The sequence below is a fragment of the Candidatus Mycobacterium methanotrophicum genome (genome assembly GCF_023515995.1).
GTDB lineage: Bacteria > Actinomycetota > Actinomycetes > Mycobacteriales > Mycobacteriaceae > Mycobacterium > Mycobacterium methanotrophicum.
In genome coordinates this window covers 338,215-355,740 of the sequence record NZ_CP097320.1, presented here as the reverse complement: position 1 = coordinate 355,740, position 17,526 = coordinate 338,215, and the positions used below count along the sequence as shown (strand labels likewise).

Sequence of the window (17,526 nt, the reverse complement as noted above, 5' to 3'; positions counted from 1 at the left end):
GTCTGTGTTGCCGCTTCACTCGATGTCGCTCATGTCTCGCCGTCGGCTTCGTTCATCCGCTCGCATTCCTCGGCGGCGTCGATGAGCGCTCTGGCGACCTGGCAGGCGCGCGCCGAGGTCAGCGGGTGCTCGTCGCGCAACCGGGCGACGGCGATCCCGCGGCGTGTCACGCCGTCCTCGAACTACACCCCGCGCAGGTAGACGCGGCAGGCGCGGCCGCGGTCGTAGGGGCAGTCCAGCGGCACCTCCCACGAGCTGCCGGTGAAGTTGCGCGCCCCGTCGAACCACGGGTTGACTTGCGTCGCCCCGGCAGGCTCGGGAACCTCGCTGCCGGTGCAGCCGCGGACGTGGCGCCCGATGCCGCCGCAGCAGCGCCGGGTGGTGGAGTCGATGGGGTGGTCGGTCATGGTCATGGCTGCCTTCCATGCTGGTCGCGGGCGGGTTAGCTGTCTCAAAGATATTTCATGCCACAGCGCACGTCTGCGACCTCGTTTTAGCAGGTCACGCATAGCGTTAGGCGTGCTCAATTGTCGAATACGAACCCTCGAGGTAGGTGTTGGCGACCAGCGCCGGACCCCCGTGCCCGGGGCCGGCGACGTAGAACATGTCCAGGTCGTACTTCGTGATGACCCGGTTGAGGTGCACGTAAATGAAGTTCTGCCCCGGCGTGGTGCCCCAATGCCCCACCACCAGCGGTTTGACATCCGAGAGCGCCAGCGGCCGCTTCAACAACGGATTGTCGTACAGATAGATCTGGCCCACCGACAGGTAGTTCGCCGCCCGCCAATACGCGTCCATCTTGTGCAGCAGTTCCGGTTCCAACGTTTGGGTGCTCGTGATGGGTGTCCTTTGCTCGACACGTCCGGGGTGCTCTGGCGGTTGAGTTCGTGGCTTGTCGGTGTCATGGCGCGGAGTCGGTGAGCAGCCGGACGAGCTGGCGCTCGTCCAGTGCGGTCCAGGAGCCGCGGGCGGCGGGCCACTGATCGGGTTCGTCCTCAAGGCCACGCACCGCAGCCGCGCGGGGTCCGCGCTGATCCGGCGCGGCAACCGGCGTCCTCACCCGGGGGGATCGCATGTCGCGGCAGATCAGCCAGTAACTCCACCCGATCCACGACATGACGATCAGCGCGGCGATCACGGCCGGCTTTCCGCGGCGGGGGTTCCGTTGGGCACCGCTGCCGGGACGGGAATCGGTGGCTGTGGCTCTGGTCGGACTGCTGCGCGGCTTTCCTGGGCCAGGAAGTTTCCGAGTTCGGCGATGGTCGACATCAACGGTGCCGGGAACACGACGGTGCTGTTTTTGTCGACGCCGAGCTCGACCAGGGTCTGCAGGTTGCGTAACTGCAGTGCCAGCGGGTGGCCCATCATGGTGTCCGAGGCGTCGCCCAAGGCGGCAGCGGCCAGCGATTCACCTTCGGCGGCAATAATTTTCGCGCGCTTCTCCCGCTCCGCTTCGGCTTGGCGGGCCATCGCCCGCTTCATGCTGTCGGGCAGTTGGATGTCTTTGAGCTCCACCAGGGTGACCTGCACACCCCATTCGATGGTGATGACGTCGAGGATCGCGCGGATGTCGAGGTTGATCTTGTCGGTCTCCGAGAGCGTCTCGTCCAGACTGTGCTGGCCGACCACCTTGCGCAACGTGGTTTGGGCGATCTGATCGATCGCGGCGTAGACGTTCTCGATCGCCACCACCGACTTCACCGCGTCGACGACCTTGAAGTAGGCCACCGCCGAGACGTCGACGCTGACGTTGTCGCGGGTGATGATCCCCTGGGACTGGATCGGCATCGTCACGATCCGCAGCGAAATCCGGTGCAGCACATCGATGAACGGAATGATCAGCCGCAACCCGGGTTGGCGTTCTCCGACCACCCGGCCCAGCCGGAACAGCACGCCGTTCTCGTATTGCTTGACGATCCGCACCGCCAGCACCAGCACCAGCAGTGACAGGACGATCACAACAACGACGACGACGCCCAGCGCGTTCATCGCCGTGCACCCGTCGGCGAGCCGTGCTGGGGGGTGCCCGCGGCCACGCCATAGCCAACCGTCGTTGTTCGCAGGCGCGGTAAGGGGGCGAATCGAGTGGAAAAACTCTGTGGGACAGTCATGGTGATCCTGATCTGCAGACGATCACCGGCGCGTACGGGCCTCGGAGCCAACGCTCCTCAAGTTCTGCGGCGGACAGCCGAACTCATCCCAAACCAGCTGAGATTCCCAGCACCTCCCAGGCTACACCCTGGGACTGACCCGCCGAATCCCGTTTGGAGCGAGACCCTTTGCAACGCTTACCAGCGTTGCTGGCCACCGACGGATGCAGGCGCGAACTCGCGTTCCCCTGTCGCGCCAATCACCCGGTCAGCATCCCCAACCCGTACGCGGCTACTGGTGACACACCGGTCTAGCCGCGCGGAACAGGCACCGCGGGGTTCCGGAGCCGTCCCCTGCGCGCTCCCGCTTAAGGCAGCGCACTAGCCTCGATTTTGCACGGAACTGGGGGCGACACGCGCTTGAGTTGGCGAAAGTGCCTGCCCGGCAAGGGATAATGAGACTTCTCAAGGGTCCATCGTTCCAGCGGGGAGGCACTTTCTAGGTGAACGGTATTGCAGGGCGGACGCGGGTGAAAGTGCCTGGGGACGGCCACGGCGTGGTGTCGCATGCCGGGGTGGGGATTGGTTGGGAATGTTGCGGGAGTCGGCCGATCTGACCGGATTGTCTTTCGCAGGTCACCGTCGCATTGGCCGACACGTATAAGGGTCCGTGGCCGTCAAGTGTGGAATGGCCACATCCCACTAACCTGCGCCTGGCCGCGTCAGCGGTGTCGCACCGGCGGTGTGCGCGCTGCACCAGTCACAGCGGCGACGGCCACCGGTTCCGGCCCGGCCGGTGTTGTGGCTGGTAATTTCCCGTGCGCAGGGACAGTCGGGATTGTCGTGGTAGACGGGGTCTGCGGCACCGGTGCCGGTGTGGAAGGCGGCGATCGTCGCCATGGTATCGACACCGTGCGCAGCCGAGTCACCGGCGAGCTGTCAATGTCTGAGGCTGCTCCCCGTGGGTAGCGCCGGCGGGTCTGACCGGGTCGAGGATGCGGTAGGCGATGAGTTTGATGCGGTCGGTGACAAGTGCCCAGACGATGGCGTAGCCCCAGACGAAGGCGACCCGCTGCCAGCCGAGCGGTGTCATCAGTACCCCGAAGCCGGCGAGCAGCGTCGCGATGGCCTCGGCGCCGAGCACGGCCAGTACGAGGATCCGCTTGGGCCGGATGGACCAGAACGGCCCGCGGGTACGGGTGAGGAAGATCGTCATCGACCCGGCGACCGACAGCATCAGATACATCAGTGTCTGCAGCTGATCCCGGTCGAGTTTGAAGACGTGCTCGCCCAGGTAGAACAGTCCGAACGCGGCGATCGGCCCGATGACACCCAGGACGGTGGCTATCCCCAGGACCAGGCGCATGTTCCACGCCTCGGGGCCGTTCTTGTACTTCACGTTGTCGTAGGCGATGGACAAGATCGCGCCGTCGTTGAGCAGCGCGAGGACGACGATCATGATCGCCGTCACGGGAAAGAAGCCGAAGACCAGGATCGCGGCGGTCACGAACAGCAGCACCCGCAACGTCTCGGAGATGCGGTAGATCGCGTAGCTGTTCATCCGCTGGACGATCCGGCGGCTTTCCTTGATCGCGTCGATGATCACCGACAGGCCCGGGCTCAGCAGCGCCATGGACGCCGCCGCGCGCGCCGCGTCGGTCGCACCGGACACGGCGATGCCGCAGTCGGCCTTCTTCAGCGCTGGGGCGTCGTTCACCCCGTCACCGGTCATCCCGACGATATGGCCGTGCTTCTGCAGCACATCGACGATGCGGTACTTGTGTTCGGGGAACACCTGGGCAAAGCCGTCGGCCTGTGCGATCGCCGTCGCCTCGGCCGCCGTTACCTCGTCCTTGACGTCGCCCAGCCCGGCGGCGTCAAGAATCCCGTCGCGCATCCCGAGTGCCTTGGCGGTCTCCCGGGCGATGGCGATGGCGTCGCCGGTGACCATCTTGACCCTCACACCCATCTGTTCGGCAGTCGCGATGATCTCTTTGGCGTCGACGCGGGGCGGGTCGAACAGCGGCAGCACGCCCAGGAATCGCCACGGTCCGTCGCCGTCGGCGCGGGCGACCCCCAACGACCGGAAGCCGCGCTGGGCGAACTCTTGCACAGCGGTGTCCACGGCGGCCTGCACCTCGGCCGCGTTGCCGGCCAAGGCGAGGATGACCTGCGGTGCGCCCTTGCTCACCTTGAACGACGGCTTGCCTGCGATCTCGACACTGGCCTCGGTGCGCTTGTGGACCGCGTCGAAGGGTTCGAAGTGGACCACGTGGTAGGCGTCGAGTGCCGTCGGGTCGGTCAGTCCGGCCAGGACGGCCAGGTCGATGGTGTCGTTGTCGTCGACGCGCGAGGCCAGCGCACCGGCGAGGATGACGTCGCCGGTGCTCACCCCGTCCACGGCGAACGGATCGCCCAAAGTCAGCTTGTTCTGGGTCAGGGTCCCGGTCTTGTCCGAGCACAACACGTCCACGCCGGCGAGTTCCTCAATGGCGACCAGCCGGGTGACGATGGCCTGCTTCTTGGCGAGCAGGCGTGCGCCGACGGCCATGGTCACCGACAGCACGGTCGGCATCGCCACCGGGATCGCCGCCACGGTGAGCACCAGGACGAACTGGACTGTATTGAGGAAAGGGTTGCCGCGCAGGGTGGACACGACGACGATCAGCACCACGATGGCCAGCGCGAGCAGGATCAGGAACTTGCCGATCTGCAGCACCGCCTTTTGGAAGTGGCTGACGCTGTCGGCGGCTTGGACCAGTTCTGCGGTGTGGCCAAAGTAGGTATTCGTACCGGTGGCGTACACCAAGGCGCTGATCTCGCCCTGACGCATGATCGATCCGGAGAACACCTTGTCGCCCGGTCCGCGGCTGGCCGGCAGCGACTCCCCCGTCAGCGCGGACTCGTCCACCTCCACCGAGTCGCCGTCGAGCAGGCGGGCGTCGGCCGACACGATGTCGCCGAGCCGCAGCCGGATGACGTCGCCCGGCACGAGTTCGCGCGCCGGGAGGGTAACCGACGTGCCGTCGCGTAGTACCCGCGCGTTGACCGCCAGTTGGGCTTTGAGGGCGTCGATGGCTTTGCCCGCGGACCGTTCCTCCCAGAACCCGATGAACGCGTTAGCGGCGAGCAGCACGAGGATGACGATGAAATCCGGCCAGTGGCGCAGCACGCCCGACAAGATGACGGCGACCTCGATCATCCACGGGATCGGCCCCCAGAAGTAACCGAGAAACTTCAGCAGCTGGTTGTTTTTCTTCTCCGCGATCTCGTTCGGCCCGTAATGAATCAGGCGTTTGCCGGCCTCGGCTGCGCTGAGCCCGTTCACCGAACTCGCGAGCTGTTGTTCCAGCTCGGGCATCGGCAGCGACTTCAGGTCCCCATGCGGGTCGGCCTTGGCCGGCGCTGGCGAGTTCTGGGATGGGGATTTCTGATCCTCAGTGGTCATGGTTGGCTCTCTGACCTACTCGTCATCGTCGGGGTGTTTCGGACGTCGCGAAGTCACTCAAGTATCACGCGTGGACCGGTCCCGCCGACGGGTAACCGCCGCGGCGAGCGATCAACGACATGAAAATCGGCGCGGCGATCACGGCCGGCCCCCGGCGGAGGTTCCGTTGGCCAGCGCCGCCGGGACGGGCATAGGTGGCTGTGGCTGTGGCTCTGGCGCGGCTGCTGCGCCGTTTTCCCGGGCCAGGAAGGTTCCGAGTTCGGCGATGGTCGACATCAACGGAGCCGGGAAAACCACAATGAACGTGAGGTATTCGTGTAAGTGCCTCTCGTTCAGGAGAGACTTCAACGCCGGAGCCACAGTAGGTAATTTACCGCTACGGTGAGACTAAATCGGACTCTCAATCGGACTGCGCGATGTCGCGGCTGGACCCCTATGCAGTGCATGCTCATGACGGCCCGGCCAGGATCAGCAGTCACAAGTGTCCACTGGTGGGCGCCGCGGCGCTTGGTCGGTCACTAGGGCACCGTCATGGCACCAACTGACAACCAAGGAGGGACGACCCCAATGACGAGTGACACCATCCCCACTGTGACTAGCACCGACGCTGTCGCCGCCAACGACTACGCCGTGCTACGTGACCACATCGAGACGGTCGCCACGCTGGCACGCACCGCGGAGCGCAGCGCCGCGATTCTTCGGGCCGGCGGTGGTGTTCACGGTGCCGGCCGGAGATGGGCGTGCGGGATCCTCGGCCCGGCCGGATCGGTCCGGGCGATGTGCCGGTTCAGGTCGGCGCCGCCAGGAGCCGGCCTTGGGTGTGCAGGCCGATCAGGGTCCACAGAGGCTCGGTCAGGCCCAACCGCTGGCGGGCCGCGTATGCGGCTGCGGCCAGGACGGTGAGCGCGTCGCGCAGCGGGCTGGCGGCGCGGGGCAGCTGGTTGAACGCGTCGGGGTCGAGCCGGATGAGGGCCTGGCTGCCGCGCTGCCACAACCATTGCAGATGAACGTGATGCGTGGCGCGGCGCATCCAGCGGCGCACGGTCGACGGTGAGCGGTCCAGTGCGGTGGCGATACGGCGATGTCCGTGGCCGTCGGCCTTGCTGGCCAGGGCGGTGCCGATCACTTCGGTGGTGTCAGCCAGGCGTGGCTGCACGCTGGCCGGCAGCAGAATTTGGGTGCTGGCGCAGCGGGTGCATCGCGCCCGCCTCGGGCGCACGTCGAGGATCTGGGCGCCGAGCCTACGCACCCGCCGGCGGTGGCCGTATCCCCACCGCGTGAGGGTGCCGCCGCATCCAGAGTGCGGACAGCCGATCTGGCCTGTACCCAGGGCCTGCTCGGCCCACTCGGCGGTGCGGACGACGATCACCAGACGCTCGGATGGACATGAGGCACCAGGATGGTCTACCACGGCGCGAGTCGGGAAGGGGTCATCTCGTGCTGGCAGCTCGGCGCGGAAACGCCGCTGCGTCAGTCGATCCCCTCGCCACGATCCTCCGGCATGCGCGCCGTCGACAACCACCGTCACCCAGAACTTGTCGAGACTGATCGCACCTCTTGGTTGTCAAAAAGGCAACATCCGCGGCATCGCGCCCTGTGTTGATCCACAACAGAGTCCGGCAACCTCTCGTCTCGTGGTCTCCCTCTGCAACGACCGTCAGGCATCCCGAAACGCGAGTAGGTCTTCCAGTCGCACCGTCGCGAAACCGATTACCGCGTCATCGCGCTCATCGGCGGCAGGCGTCAACACCGGCGCCCATAGCTGACCCGAGAATCCTTGGATGATTCGAGTAGGGCAAGTAACCGGTCCGCTGCCCTTGCCGATCATGTCGCCCGCGCAGCGCTGCTTACTGTAACTCAGCCCAAGGGTACTTCGTCGGTCCATACCTTGAAGCTCGTCAATGTGTTGGGGCCGAACGTGTTGCTGAGCGCGACGTCGGCGGCGTCGCGGCCACGAGCGATCAACACCCTGCCGATCCGCGGGGTGTTGTGGCGCGCGTCGAAGGTATGCCATTGCCCGCCGAGGAACACTTCAAACCAGGCGGAGAAGTCCATCGGATCGTCCACTGGGGGTACACCGATGTCGCCGAGGTATCCGGTGCAGTAGCGCGCGGGGATGTTCATGCAGCGACAGAAGGCCACGGCAAGGTGCGTGAAATCACGGCAGACGCCGGTCCGGTCGTAAAAAGCTTCTAGCGCCGTCCGTGTCATGCGCGCGTGCTCGTAGCCGAACGTGAGATGTCGGTAAACGTAGTCGCAGATTGCCTGAACGCGGCCCCATCCCGTTGGCGTCTCCCCAAAGAGATTCCACGCCGTTTCGGACAGCCGATCGGTTTCGCAATACCGGCTCCCGAGCAGGAACACAAGGGTCTCCTCGGGCAGGTCCCGCACGGAAATCTGTTGTGCCTGCGGAGAAATGGAGTCGGGTAGTCCGGTGTCGTTGACGAGCGCATCGGCCGACACGCGCGTGCGGCCCTTCGGCGCAACAATGCGGGTGCACCAGTTGCCGAATCCATCACGATAGGCCGTCATCGGAACCGGCGGGTCGATCACCAGGTCGTCACGGCCGACCAGATCGGACACGCGGGTGAAGTGCACGTTGAGGTTGAAGATCATCGGGGTGGGCTGCGGGCAGTCGTAGATCATTTCGAAGCCGACGTGAATCTGCATTATTTCTCTCCGGTAGCCGTCAGGTGAGGACGCGCATGATTGTCGACGTCGGTGGTGGAAAAGGTTCTCACGTGTGCTCCTTGGCGCAGCGCGTGCATCATGGCGCGCTCACGCCGCACATGCCGTGCGTAACGAATCGATCAGCACGCGCCGCAACGCCGTCCAGCGCCGGCCCGCGGCAAAAACGATGCCCTGGTTGACTTCCAGTTCGATTCCGACGTAGTCGCTCTGCGCGAAGCGCACACGCAAGTGCGAGGTCAACCCGTCTCCTTTTCCGGCATAGGGATAGTTGCGGCGTACGCGAAGCTCCGGAGCCAAACTGGCCAGAGTTTCTTTCCAGCGGGCGCAGACCTCGGACTCCCCGCGCCGACCGGGATGGTAGAGCAAGCCCACATCGGTGCCACGCACCTTGCCATCGAGCTCCGCAGTAAAGCTGTGCGACGAAATGTGGATGACGCGATGCCCGCGCGACACTGCTTGCTTGACGAGCCGCTCGACTTGCATGCGATAGGGCCGGTAATACCGTTCGACGATTTGCGCGCGGGTCTGGGCCGGCGCGCCGCGTGTGACCGCCGAAAAAAGTTGTGGATGGCCGATCGAGCGATTGAGGTCGATAAGCAGACGGCTGACAGTCGAAGCCACAAGTGGCGTCGCGAAGGCACTGGCGAGTGCCTTCGCCATGACTAGCGACCCGGCATCGTAGCCACGGTGGGAATCCAGCAGCGCCCGTTGCCCCCGAAACAAACACCGATAGGGCGCGGGTACGCGGTTACCGCCATGTTCACAGGTGATGATGAAGGCATCCACCATGACAACCCGTCACCACCGCAGATCGGGCAAATGGCGAAACACCTGCCGCACACCATCGCCCCATTCGTCGCTAAGGGCGGTGAAATAGGCATCCCCCTCATCGAATCGCCGCCGCCACAGCACTTCGAGGCTGTCGCGTTCGTAGCAAATCAGGTCGATTGGCATGCCCACTGACAAGTTGCTGCGCATGGTCGAATCGAAGGACACCAAGACACACTTCGTGGCGTCTGCGAGGGGCGTGTGTTGGGTAAGTACGCGGTCGAGGATCGGCTTTCCGTACTTGGTTTCACCGGTCTGCAAGAAGGGCGTGTCCGTCCCCGCTTCGATGAAATTGCCTTCGGCATAGGTCCGGAACAGCCGCATCGGCTCGCCGAGGATCTGCCCACCGACGATGAACGAGGCATCGAAGCGGATGCCGTTCTCTTCCAGGTACCCGGCGTCGCGTTTTTCGATGTCGCGCGTCGCGTCGGAGACCAGCCTCACGACGTCGAACATCGTCCGGGCGCCCAAGACATTGGTGGCCGCGTCCCCGTCAGCGCAGCGCTGCGTCAATACGCTGATGACGGCTTGGGTTCCGGCCAGGTTCCCCGAACTCAGCAGAACGACAACGCGGTTGCCGCGACGCTCGAACACCGTCATCTTGCAGAACTTCGCGAAGTTATCCACCCCGGCATTCGTGCGAGAGTCCGAGGCGAAAATCATGCCCTTGTCGAGCATTACTCCGATACAGTAAGTCACGCGATGCACCTTCTGTGCACTTGATCCCGCCGTTCACATTGCCACCACGGGCTTCTGGCCGTGTGGCAGACGTACAGGTGAGAGCGATTCCCGATCCCAGATTTGATCCTGCGCCGATGCCTTCGCGAACACCGAGCTTACGCCACTTGGCGAGCGGCAGCAGCTCGTAGGGACGAACCTGCGTTACTCCCCGCTGCTGTCGTCGCCGTGGTTTGAGGACGCGCAGCAGGCCTCCGCCCTGCCTTTATGCCGACGCGCCCGAAGCACCTGGGCGAGTGCCACGCCCCGAAAGCGCATCTCGTCTGCTAATTCTCTGGTGGGGTGACAATGGTCGGGCTGCGAGGATTTGAACCGGCGACCGCTTGACCCCAGGAAACAGCGGTAGCACGTCCTGCCTGCTCGCACACGCTATGCGCGTATGTGTCGTCGGGAGAAGCGTATGCATGCACGCAGATCGTTCGTCGGCGCAAAGGTCGTGTGGTCCCAAGATGGTCCCCAGACGTGTCGTGCGCCGGTGCCGGTGCCCTCTCGCTTGACTGGAAGTCAACGTACTGCCATTGTGAGTACATGACTTCGATGAAGGATGGCCGCCTGCAGCTGCGCGTCGACGCAACCTCCAAGCGACGGCTGGAAGAGGCTGCCGCCGAGGCACACCTGAGCGTGACGGCGTTCGTACTGCAGGCCGCCAACCAGGCCGCCGACAATGTGCTCGCCGAGCGGCAGACCATTCACCTGTCCCCCGACTCGGCGGCCATTTTCGCCGAAGCTCTGAACCAACCGGCACGGGTTAACGAGCGGCTGGCGGCGACGTTGAAGCGGCCAACGAAGTTCACCTGGCTCGACTGAAGTGCAGTTCTACCGGCCGACCCTGCTCGACCCGGAAAGACACCGGCGCGCCGAATTCACTTCGGGCAATTCATCCCTGGACGATTGGCTGCGCCGCTACGCCGGCCAGAGCCGGCGCGGCAACACTGCAGCGGTTTGGGTGATCGCCGACGCCACCTACCGGGTCGCCTGCTACGCGACTTTGTCGATGACATCGGTGGGTCGGTTTGCAGGTCCCACACCATTGGCGAAGGGCGCCCCATTGCAGGTCCCCGTGCTCCTGGTCGGCCGGCTAGCCACCGACTCCCGCGTAAACGGGCTTGGGCTAGGCGCCCAGATGGTCAAACACATCCTGGCGACGGCAGCCGAGCTGAACGTCAAAGCAGCATGCCGAGCTGTCGTGGTCAATGCACTCAACCCGGCCGCCTTCAGCTGGTGGCAGCGGTTCGGCTTCGACCCGTTCGATGCCGAGGACTCGACAAACCTGGACCTCTACCTGCTGACCAGGGACGTCGCCGCCACACTCGCGAGACTCTGGGCCAGCGGATTCCCGGCACGCAGAGTGTAAGTCGTGGAGGAGCGGTTTCCCGGCGAGTTTCAGACGTTGCGCGCCAATGACGTCCGATTGCGCCGGCTGCTCGCGCCGAGCGGGGCGCAGGCCCGCGCCGTCGATCGCGATCAAGCAACTCTGACAGGTGCGCCGGCCGCGCCTGTGGACATGCGGTCGGCACCCGACGACAAGATCCGTCTCTATGCGAGCCTGTTTCGGTGCCGCACCGATGTGTACGCGCCCCGCTGGGAGAGCAGACGCGACGGGCGATCAGGGTGGATGCCTGCCATCAACTGTTGCGCGGCACTTTCGATGACGACGATCCCGTCGTTGAAAACGGCGACGAAGATTTGGCCGTTCGTAGTCAGCGTGACGCGGTCCTCGGCGAGGTGACGCGGTCGTGGCAGTGATGACGCCATGATCCGGCGTTGCTGGTGACGACGAACGGTTCGGCGGTCAGGATCGACGGGGCTGCACGATGGGTAGGCACGACGGGACCACCCCGGGGTCGATTCGCCCGGAGATGTGATGCAGTCAGCCTGGAGGGGCGAGCAGCCTGCCGAGGGTGCAGATGCCGACCATCGTCCAAGGCGGGTCGGTAAACCCGAGCCGGTCGCGGTCCCAGCGGGCGGCCGAGCCGAGCACCGATAAGGTGTCAGGAGTTGATTGCCGACGAGTTGCAGCTCAGTGGAAGGGTCGGGGGCCACCTCGACCAGTCGCTGAACGCCGCGCTCAAATATCCACTGCAGGTGCGCGGGCGCGGCGCGGCGCAGCCAGCGCCGCACGGTCGACTCCGGCCGGTGCAGGCGGGCGGTGATGCGCCGGTACCCGAAGCCCTTGGCTTTGTGCAGCAGCGCATCCCCGGTCACCGCTGTGGTGCCGGCACGGCGTGCCTGGAACGCCGCCGGCAGCACGATGTGAGTGGATTCGCAGTCCGGGCAACGCACCCGCCGCGGTCGCAGCGTCACCGTCGCGTTGCCGTGCGAACGGATGGTGCGACGGCGTCCGAAACCCCATTTGGCGAGCCGGCCATCGCATCGTGGGCACCGCAGAGTCCCGGCGGCGAGATTGTCCTCGACCAGCTCGGCCGTTCGGGCGACCATCACAGTCGCGGCCGACAGTCATGGTCCACCAGCCTTGCCTACCACAGTCCGATTCCGGCAGGGGTCAATTCGTTTTGGGGACAACACCTCTCGACACCGATCGCCACCGCCGATGACGACCAAGGATTCGACCGCCACCATGCACTCGATCCACCAGCCATGACGGGATGCTCACCAGGCAGGCCGACCTTCATGTGCACGCTGATGATGGAGACGAACATCATTTCAGGTAGCAGTCCGTCGTATCACCAATGACGATCCAACCCCTCGTGGTCGCCAACCAGAGAGACGGTCAAGTGCGCCACGAGGCGCTGGATAGATCGAGAGGTGGTGAGAGACCGTCTCCGTCGGGCCGTCGCAGCGGCTCGGGAGAAGCTGGGGGCAGTCCGATCCGGGGAACGCCGGTGAGGGTGGCAAGCGGCCCCGACAAAGGCGAGGCGTGCCGGCACTGCCAGACGGCGCGGGCTCGCCGAGCGAGGTCAGAAGGTACAGCGTAAGCGAACCAGTGGTTGACGCCCCGTAACCTCTCTGCCGGCTCAAATCTGGTGGATATGGGCCGGGATGCAGTGCACAGCCTCCACCGCGACGCCCGCGAGGGCATTTGTGGTGGAGGTTGACTCCGAAGCCGTCTTTGACCGGCGGTGGGGAGGCCGCGTCGAAGGTCTGCGGCGTAGGCGCGCCGATGCTGCCGGGGTAGAGCTGGGTGCCTCCCTGACCGATCGATCGTTCGGTGAACGTGGGAACCACCCCGCGCTCCGCCCACCCGGTCCGGGCAGCCGGTCCGGTTCGGGTGGAAGGCCCGTGTCCGGCCGAGGAGCGCTGGGGTGGGGCGGAGGTCCTGATAGTAGTCGCGGGCGTGACGACCCGTCGTGGAGGTCGCGAGAGGCGGCCGCAGGGCAAAGGGGACCAGCAAGACAGCAGTGGAAGTTCTGGAATATCAGGAGGAGTGGTCGCCGGTGAATACCGACGAATTCGAGCACGCCGTATGTGAGGCGCGCCGACGGGTACTGAAGATCCAGACCAAGCTGCACCGTTGGGCTCGCGATGCTCCTCATCGCCGGTTCGACGACCTGTTCAACCTCGTTGCCGACCCCGCAGCTCTGATCCCACCGACTTACGGGCCGGGATCGACGACCCGGCAGGCTCGGTGGCCGGCAGTCTGGGGGTTGCCCGAGTCGCTGGCGAAGGCATCGACGTTCGCAGTGCACGCGATACCGGGTGCCGACGGGTGCCGGGGTGACCTTATTGCGAGTTGACCAGGGGAACGACACGGTAGCGGTCCGCCGCGCCCCGCCCGGCACAACCCGTCCTGAGCCCTCACCGGCATGCCGAGTTGTCGCTGCGCGGCCTGGCCCGCGTGCGTTTGCCAGCGGAGGCACAGTTGCGGGACGGGTCCTGACGAGTCCCGGATCCTCCGCCGTCCAGGGCGACTCGCCCTGTTCGGGCTTGGCAAGCCCGATCGGCGCTGGGGAGCGCCCTGCGGAGCACTCACCTCGTGAAGATCACCGCGGCGACGGCCGCCGAACTGAAAATCCTCACCGCAGCACCGGATGGACCGGGCACCGACATCGCGCATAGCCTGCACCAGTTTTCCCTCGACGCGCGGCCGCGGTACCGACATATCTGGGTCTGAGCGTCGTCATTCCCGCAGTGATCCGCTGTTCACGTCCACCTACCTCATCGACGGCCGCCCACCACATCCTCGCCAAGATCAACACCGGCGACGATGACGGGCACTGCGGCGTCCATTGAGCACTGGATATCACTGAAACCAGCCGCGGCAGGCCACGCCCGCGGGGTGTCGCCTCAACGACGTTGGAAGCTCAACCAGTCCGGGATGAGGCCAGCCGTCCCGTCGCTGTCCTCACCGAGCAGTCGCTCGTGCCGGACGTTCCGGTGACAACCGCACACCTGGGATCACCATGACCACTCCACCCACTCGGGGAACACCGAAACCAGCTCCTGCACGGTACTTTCCGATTGTTAACGTCTTGTGCCTGCTCAGGCATGACCGCCCAGATCGCCTATGCTGCGATCCGGCCGATGACGTACGGCTTCCGGACCGGACGCCATGACCACTGACACACCGCATGTCACGCCGCGCCACTCGGCGGGCCCACCCGAACCGGGCCGCGACGTGAAATCGGCGCCCATGCCCGAGCTGGAAGAGGAGCTGGACTACTCACCGGCCGGGTTGAGTCAGGCTGAGGCTGCGAAGCGGTTGACGCAGTACGGGCCCAACGAGATCGCGGAACACAAGACCAGCCCGCTGTTCAAGTTCCTCGGCTGTTTTTGGGGCCCGATCCCGTGGATGATCGAGGTCACCGTCATCTTGTCCGGCGGGCTCAGGCACTGGCCGGATTTCTTCATCATCCTGCTGTTGCTGGTGGCCAACGGTGTGGTCGGCTGCACCTCCGAACGACAGGCCGGCAACGCCGTTGATGCCCTCAAAGCCAAGCTGGCAATGAACGCCCGCGCCATCCGGGCCGGCGCTTCGGTCACTGCGCCGGCCCGGGAGCGGGTGCCCGGTGATGTGATCCGGCCGCGCCTGGGTGACATCGTCCCGGCCGACATCCGGCTGCTCGACGGCGACGAGATCGAGGTCGATCAGTCCGCGCTGACCGGGGAGTCGCTGCCCGCCACGTCGCGGCCGGTCCTCTCCATGATCGAGGACCTCGGGTCCGTAAACCACGGACGCAACCGGCAAGTTCACTGCGACCCTGGGACCCGGAAAAGAAGTAGTCGACGCTCCGCCAGGCAAAGACATCGATCAGCAGTTGACACTGCTAGGACAACCAGCCGGAACCGCCGCGTGTGTGACCAGTTCCCGTTTGACGGCGCCGAAGTCACCGACAAGCTCTTCGAGTCGCCCGCCTCAATTGCTGTTCGACCAGGCCGAGGATCGCCTGCACACCATCAAAGCCGTGATGACCCGGGCGTTCGGTGCGTGACCCGTGGTGTCGATGCGGATCGTGATCGCCCTGGGGGGTAACGCACTGCTGGCGCGCGGGGACAAGCCCGATGCCGCCATCCAGTTCGCGCACCTGCGGACGGCCGCCGGGGCGATTGCGCCGTTGGCGGCGCAACACGATGCGGTGATCTGTCACGGCAACGGACCGCAGGTCGGCATGCTCTCGCTGGAGAGCGAAACCGACCACGCCCTGACCCGCCCCTACCCGCTCGATGACCTCGTCGCGCAGACCCAGGGCATGATCGGCTACTGGCTGGCCCAGGCACTGCGCAACGCCGGGGTCAAAAAGCCGGTCCTCGGACTGATTACGCAGACGCTGGTCGATGCCGCTGACCCGGCGTTTGCCGCCCCGACCAAGTTCGTCGGACCCGGCTACGCACGGGACCGAGCCGAAGAGCTTGCTGGCCAACATGGCTGGACCGTCGCCGTCGACAATGGCCGGTGGCGGCGTGTGGTGGCCTCACCCGAACCGCTCCGAATCGTCGAGCAGGATTCCATCACCAGGCTGCTGGACGCCGGTTCGGTGGTGATCTGCGGCGGCGGTGGGGGCGCGGCGGTGACCGACAACATCGCCGGCCAGCTGAGCGGTGTCGACGCGGTCGTGGACAAGGATTATGTCGCGTCGTTGCTGGGCATTGCGGTGGGAGCTCAGCGCTTGCTGGTGCTCACCGACGTGTCCGCGGTCATGGAGCACCACGGCACACCGGAGGCCACACCACTGACGACTCTGGATCCAGATGATCTGGGCGACATGGCATTTCCGGCCGGATCGATGGGACCCAAGATCGAGGCCTGCCGTCGATTCGTCACCGCGACCGGGCACCCGGCCACCATCGGCGCTCTGGCCGACGCGCAGGCACTGCTCGCGGGCACCGCCGGGACCACCATCACCCCGACAACCACAAGGGGTACTCACCCTGGGGGTTGGCGGCCGGCGAGGGCCCAATAGCGCTCGCATCCAAGGAACACGAACAGAAGGTTGATCATGCAGGACACGTTGATAGATACCGACATACTCAGGGCCGCAGTACAGTTGGCGTGCCGGGCCCCGTGATTGCACAACACCCAGCCCTGGTAATGGGTTGCCGAGGGTTCGGAGCTGCACCTATACGTCGATCACAGCCGGATTCTTCCCTGCACCGACAAGTCGGGGCGGGAGGCCTACATCAGCTGCGGCGCCGCGCTCGACCATCTATGCGTCGCGATGGCGGCAGCCGGGTGGACGGCCAACGTCGAGAGATTTCCCGACCCGAATTATCTCGATCATCTCGCGTCACTCGATTTCAGCCCCCTGAGCCTCGTCACCGATAGCCAACGCCGCCGAGCCGACGCGATCCTGCACCGACGCACCGATCGGCTTCCCTTCGCCACACCGAGGAACTGGGAGTCCTTCGAACCTCTGCTGCGCAAGGCCGTCGGTGCCGGCACAGTTCACCTCGACGTGATACCTGACGAGCGCCGCCCGGAACTGGCGAGGGCGTCACGACTTACTGAATCGTTGCGACTCTGCGATTCCTCGTATCATACCGAATTATACTGGTGGACTGGTCATTTCGAGAATTCTGATGGGATTCCGCGCAGTTCGCTGGTGTCGGAGGCCGAAAGTGATCGGGTCGACGTCGGACGTACCTTTCCGGTTAGCGATCACGACGAGCGGCGCGCCGGCTTTGGGCAAGACCAGTCCACAGTGCTGGTTCTGTCCACCGACGAGGACACCCGCGAGGATGCCTTCAGGTGCGGGGAAGCGTTGTCCGCCGTGTTTTTGGAGTGCACGGTGGCCGGCAAGGCGACCTGCCCACTGAGCCAGCTGACGGACCTATGGTCCAGCCGTCACCTCATCGGCACCTTGACCGGACGCGCCGCTATGCCGCAACTTCTGATCCGCGTCGGCGAAGCCATTGTCCTTGGCGAGGTACCCGCCATGACGCCGCGGCGGCCACTTCGCGATGTTCTGACGTTTCACCCCGATACGTGTGGTTGAGCGGCGGGGCGACCATCACACACCGACGGGCTGCGACCGCGACGTCGCAGCCGAATCCTCGGCACTCGCAGGCCGGTTCGTGGACACGTCGGCGATACCCGAGAACACACGTACCCGGCGTGAGTGGGCGCACCTTCGCGGGAATGCTCCATTTCGAGACGCCGGTGGCCGGCATCCTGCTAATGGCGAGTTTGCTGAGACGACTCCGGCGGCTAGCAGGCGGTCCAGGGGGGTCTGGGGCTTGTCGTAGAGCCGGCGGCGTTGACCGTCGCGGCTGCAGCCGTAGCCGATGGGTTTGATGGTGGGGGTCAGGTAGTTGAGCCGGTCGTTGACCAGGGGC

The 17,526-nt window shown here is 65.3% G+C and carries 17 protein-coding genes and 4 pseudogenes; 9 read left to right on the top strand and 12 right to left on the bottom strand.

What is annotated here, in order from left to right:
- Window positions 1-29: 29 nt before the first annotated feature.
- From M5I08_RS01895 to M5I08_RS01875, 5 genes and pseudogenes are all read right to left on the bottom strand, one after another.
- Complete coding sequence (locus M5I08_RS01895; RefSeq protein WP_219070890.1) at window positions 30-170, bottom strand: hypothetical protein; 141 nt, start codon at window positions 168-170, stop codon at window positions 30-32.
- A 12-nt stretch (window positions 171-182) separates the two neighbouring features.
- Window positions 183-413 carry a hypothetical protein gene (locus M5I08_RS01890; protein ID WP_249763048.1) on the bottom strand — a complete coding sequence of 77 codons (231 nt, stop codon included), beginning with the start codon at window positions 411-413 and terminating at the stop codon, window positions 183-185.
- A 112-nt stretch (window positions 414-525) separates the two neighbouring features.
- Window positions 526-798 (bottom strand): annotated as a pseudogene (locus M5I08_RS01885) (phosphoketolase family protein); the annotation flags it as partial.
- A 103-nt stretch (window positions 799-901) separates the two neighbouring features.
- On the bottom strand, window positions 902-1,138 hold the full coding sequence (locus tag M5I08_RS01880) for a hypothetical protein (protein ID WP_219070096.1): 237 nt from the start codon (window positions 1,136-1,138) through the stop codon (window positions 902-904).
- Window positions 1,135-1,989, bottom strand: a complete 855-nt coding sequence (locus M5I08_RS01875) for a slipin family protein (protein WP_249763047.1) — start codon at window positions 1,987-1,989, stop codon at window positions 1,135-1,137. The genes M5I08_RS01880 and M5I08_RS01875 overlap by 4 nt, the downstream gene beginning before the upstream one ends.
- Window positions 1,990-2,593: 604 nt before the next feature.
- On the opposite strand from M5I08_RS01875, the pseudogene M5I08_RS01870 reads away from it, so the two are divergent.
- A pseudogene (locus M5I08_RS01870) lies at window positions 2,594-2,764 on the top strand (IS1380 family transposase); the annotation flags it as partial.
- Window positions 2,765-3,015: 251 nt separating this feature from the next.
- On the opposite strand, the gene M5I08_RS01865 reads toward M5I08_RS01870, so the two are convergent.
- The 6 genes from M5I08_RS01865 to M5I08_RS01840 all read right to left on the bottom strand — a co-directional run bounded on the left by M5I08_RS01865 (window position 3,016) and on the right by M5I08_RS01840 (window position 9,735).
- Complete coding sequence (locus M5I08_RS01865) at window positions 3,016-5,538, bottom strand: plasma-membrane proton-efflux P-type ATPase (protein ID WP_219070303.1); 2,523 nt, start codon at window positions 5,536-5,538, stop codon at window positions 3,016-3,018.
- A 138-nt stretch (window positions 5,539-5,676) separates the two neighbouring features.
- Window positions 5,677-5,886 (bottom strand): hypothetical protein, encoded by a 210-nt coding sequence (locus M5I08_RS01860; protein ID WP_219070305.1) that lies wholly within the window; start codon window positions 5,884-5,886, stop codon window positions 5,677-5,679.
- Between the two features lie 439 nt (window positions 5,887-6,325).
- A complete protein-coding gene (locus M5I08_RS01855; RefSeq protein WP_219070301.1) occupies window positions 6,326-6,907 on the bottom strand; it encodes a helix-turn-helix domain-containing protein in 582 nt (193 codons plus the stop codon).
- 488 nt (window positions 6,908-7,395) lie between these two features.
- Window positions 7,396-8,208 carry a transglutaminase-like domain-containing protein gene (locus tag M5I08_RS01850; RefSeq protein ID WP_219070299.1) on the bottom strand — a complete coding sequence of 271 codons (813 nt, stop codon included), beginning with the start codon at window positions 8,206-8,208 and terminating at the stop codon, window positions 7,396-7,398.
- A 108-nt stretch (window positions 8,209-8,316) separates the two neighbouring features.
- Window positions 8,317-9,018, bottom strand: coding sequence for an N-formylglutamate amidohydrolase (locus tag M5I08_RS01845; protein ID WP_219070297.1), 702 nt, complete (start codon window positions 9,016-9,018; stop codon window positions 8,317-8,319).
- Window positions 9,019-9,027: 9 nt separating this feature from the next.
- A complete protein-coding gene (locus M5I08_RS01840) occupies window positions 9,028-9,735 on the bottom strand; it encodes a proteasome-type protease (protein ID WP_219070295.1) in 708 nt (235 codons plus the stop codon).
- Between the two features lie 588 nt (window positions 9,736-10,323).
- Between M5I08_RS01840 and M5I08_RS01835 the strand changes: the two genes are divergently transcribed.
- From M5I08_RS01835 to M5I08_RS27235, 3 genes are all read left to right on the top strand, one after another.
- A complete protein-coding gene (locus tag M5I08_RS01835; protein WP_249763046.1) occupies window positions 10,324-10,602 on the top strand; it encodes a type II toxin-antitoxin system TacA family antitoxin in 279 nt (92 codons plus the stop codon).
- 1 nt (window position 10,603) lies between these two features.
- The gene (locus tag M5I08_RS01830; protein WP_219070291.1) at window positions 10,604-11,149 is read left to right on the top strand and encodes a GNAT family N-acetyltransferase; all 546 of its coding nucleotides are present in this window, start codon (window positions 10,604-10,606) and stop codon (window positions 11,147-11,149) included.
- Between the two features lie 150 nt (window positions 11,150-11,299).
- Window positions 11,300-11,524: a TOTE conflict system archaeo-eukaryotic primase domain-containing protein gene (locus tag M5I08_RS27235; RefSeq protein ID WP_373368834.1), complete on the top strand. Its 225-nt coding sequence runs from the start codon at window positions 11,300-11,302 to the stop codon at window positions 11,522-11,524.
- 413 nt (window positions 11,525-11,937) lie between these two features.
- Here M5I08_RS27235 and M5I08_RS27230 read toward each other — a convergent pair.
- Window positions 11,938-12,234 (bottom strand): annotated as a pseudogene (locus M5I08_RS27230) (DUF6431 domain-containing protein); the annotation flags it as partial.
- A gap of 920 nt (window positions 12,235-13,154) precedes the next feature.
- Between M5I08_RS27230 and M5I08_RS01820 the strand changes: the two are divergent.
- The 5 genes and pseudogenes from M5I08_RS01820 to M5I08_RS01800 all read left to right on the top strand — a co-directional run bounded on the left by M5I08_RS01820 (window position 13,155) and on the right by M5I08_RS01800 (window position 17,186).
- A complete protein-coding gene (locus M5I08_RS01820) occupies window positions 13,155-13,490 on the top strand; it encodes a hypothetical protein (protein WP_249763044.1) in 336 nt (111 codons plus the stop codon).
- Window positions 13,491-13,729: 239 nt separating this feature from the next.
- On the top strand, window positions 13,730-13,867 hold the full coding sequence (locus M5I08_RS01815) for a hypothetical protein (protein ID WP_219070915.1): 138 nt from the start codon (window positions 13,730-13,732) through the stop codon (window positions 13,865-13,867).
- A 438-nt stretch (window positions 13,868-14,305) separates the two neighbouring features.
- A complete protein-coding gene (locus tag M5I08_RS01810) occupies window positions 14,306-15,226 on the top strand; it encodes a cation-transporting P-type ATPase (protein WP_249763043.1) in 921 nt (306 codons plus the stop codon).
- Window positions 15,198-16,154 (top strand): carbamate kinase, encoded by a 957-nt coding sequence (locus tag M5I08_RS01805; protein ID WP_219070856.1) that lies wholly within the window; start codon window positions 15,198-15,200, stop codon window positions 16,152-16,154. Before M5I08_RS01810 ends, M5I08_RS01805 begins: the two co-directional genes overlap by 29 nt.
- 36 nt (window positions 16,155-16,190) lie before the next feature.
- Window positions 16,191-17,186, top strand: a pseudogene (locus M5I08_RS01800) (Acg family FMN-binding oxidoreductase).
- Window positions 17,187-17,526 lie beyond the last annotated feature (340 nt).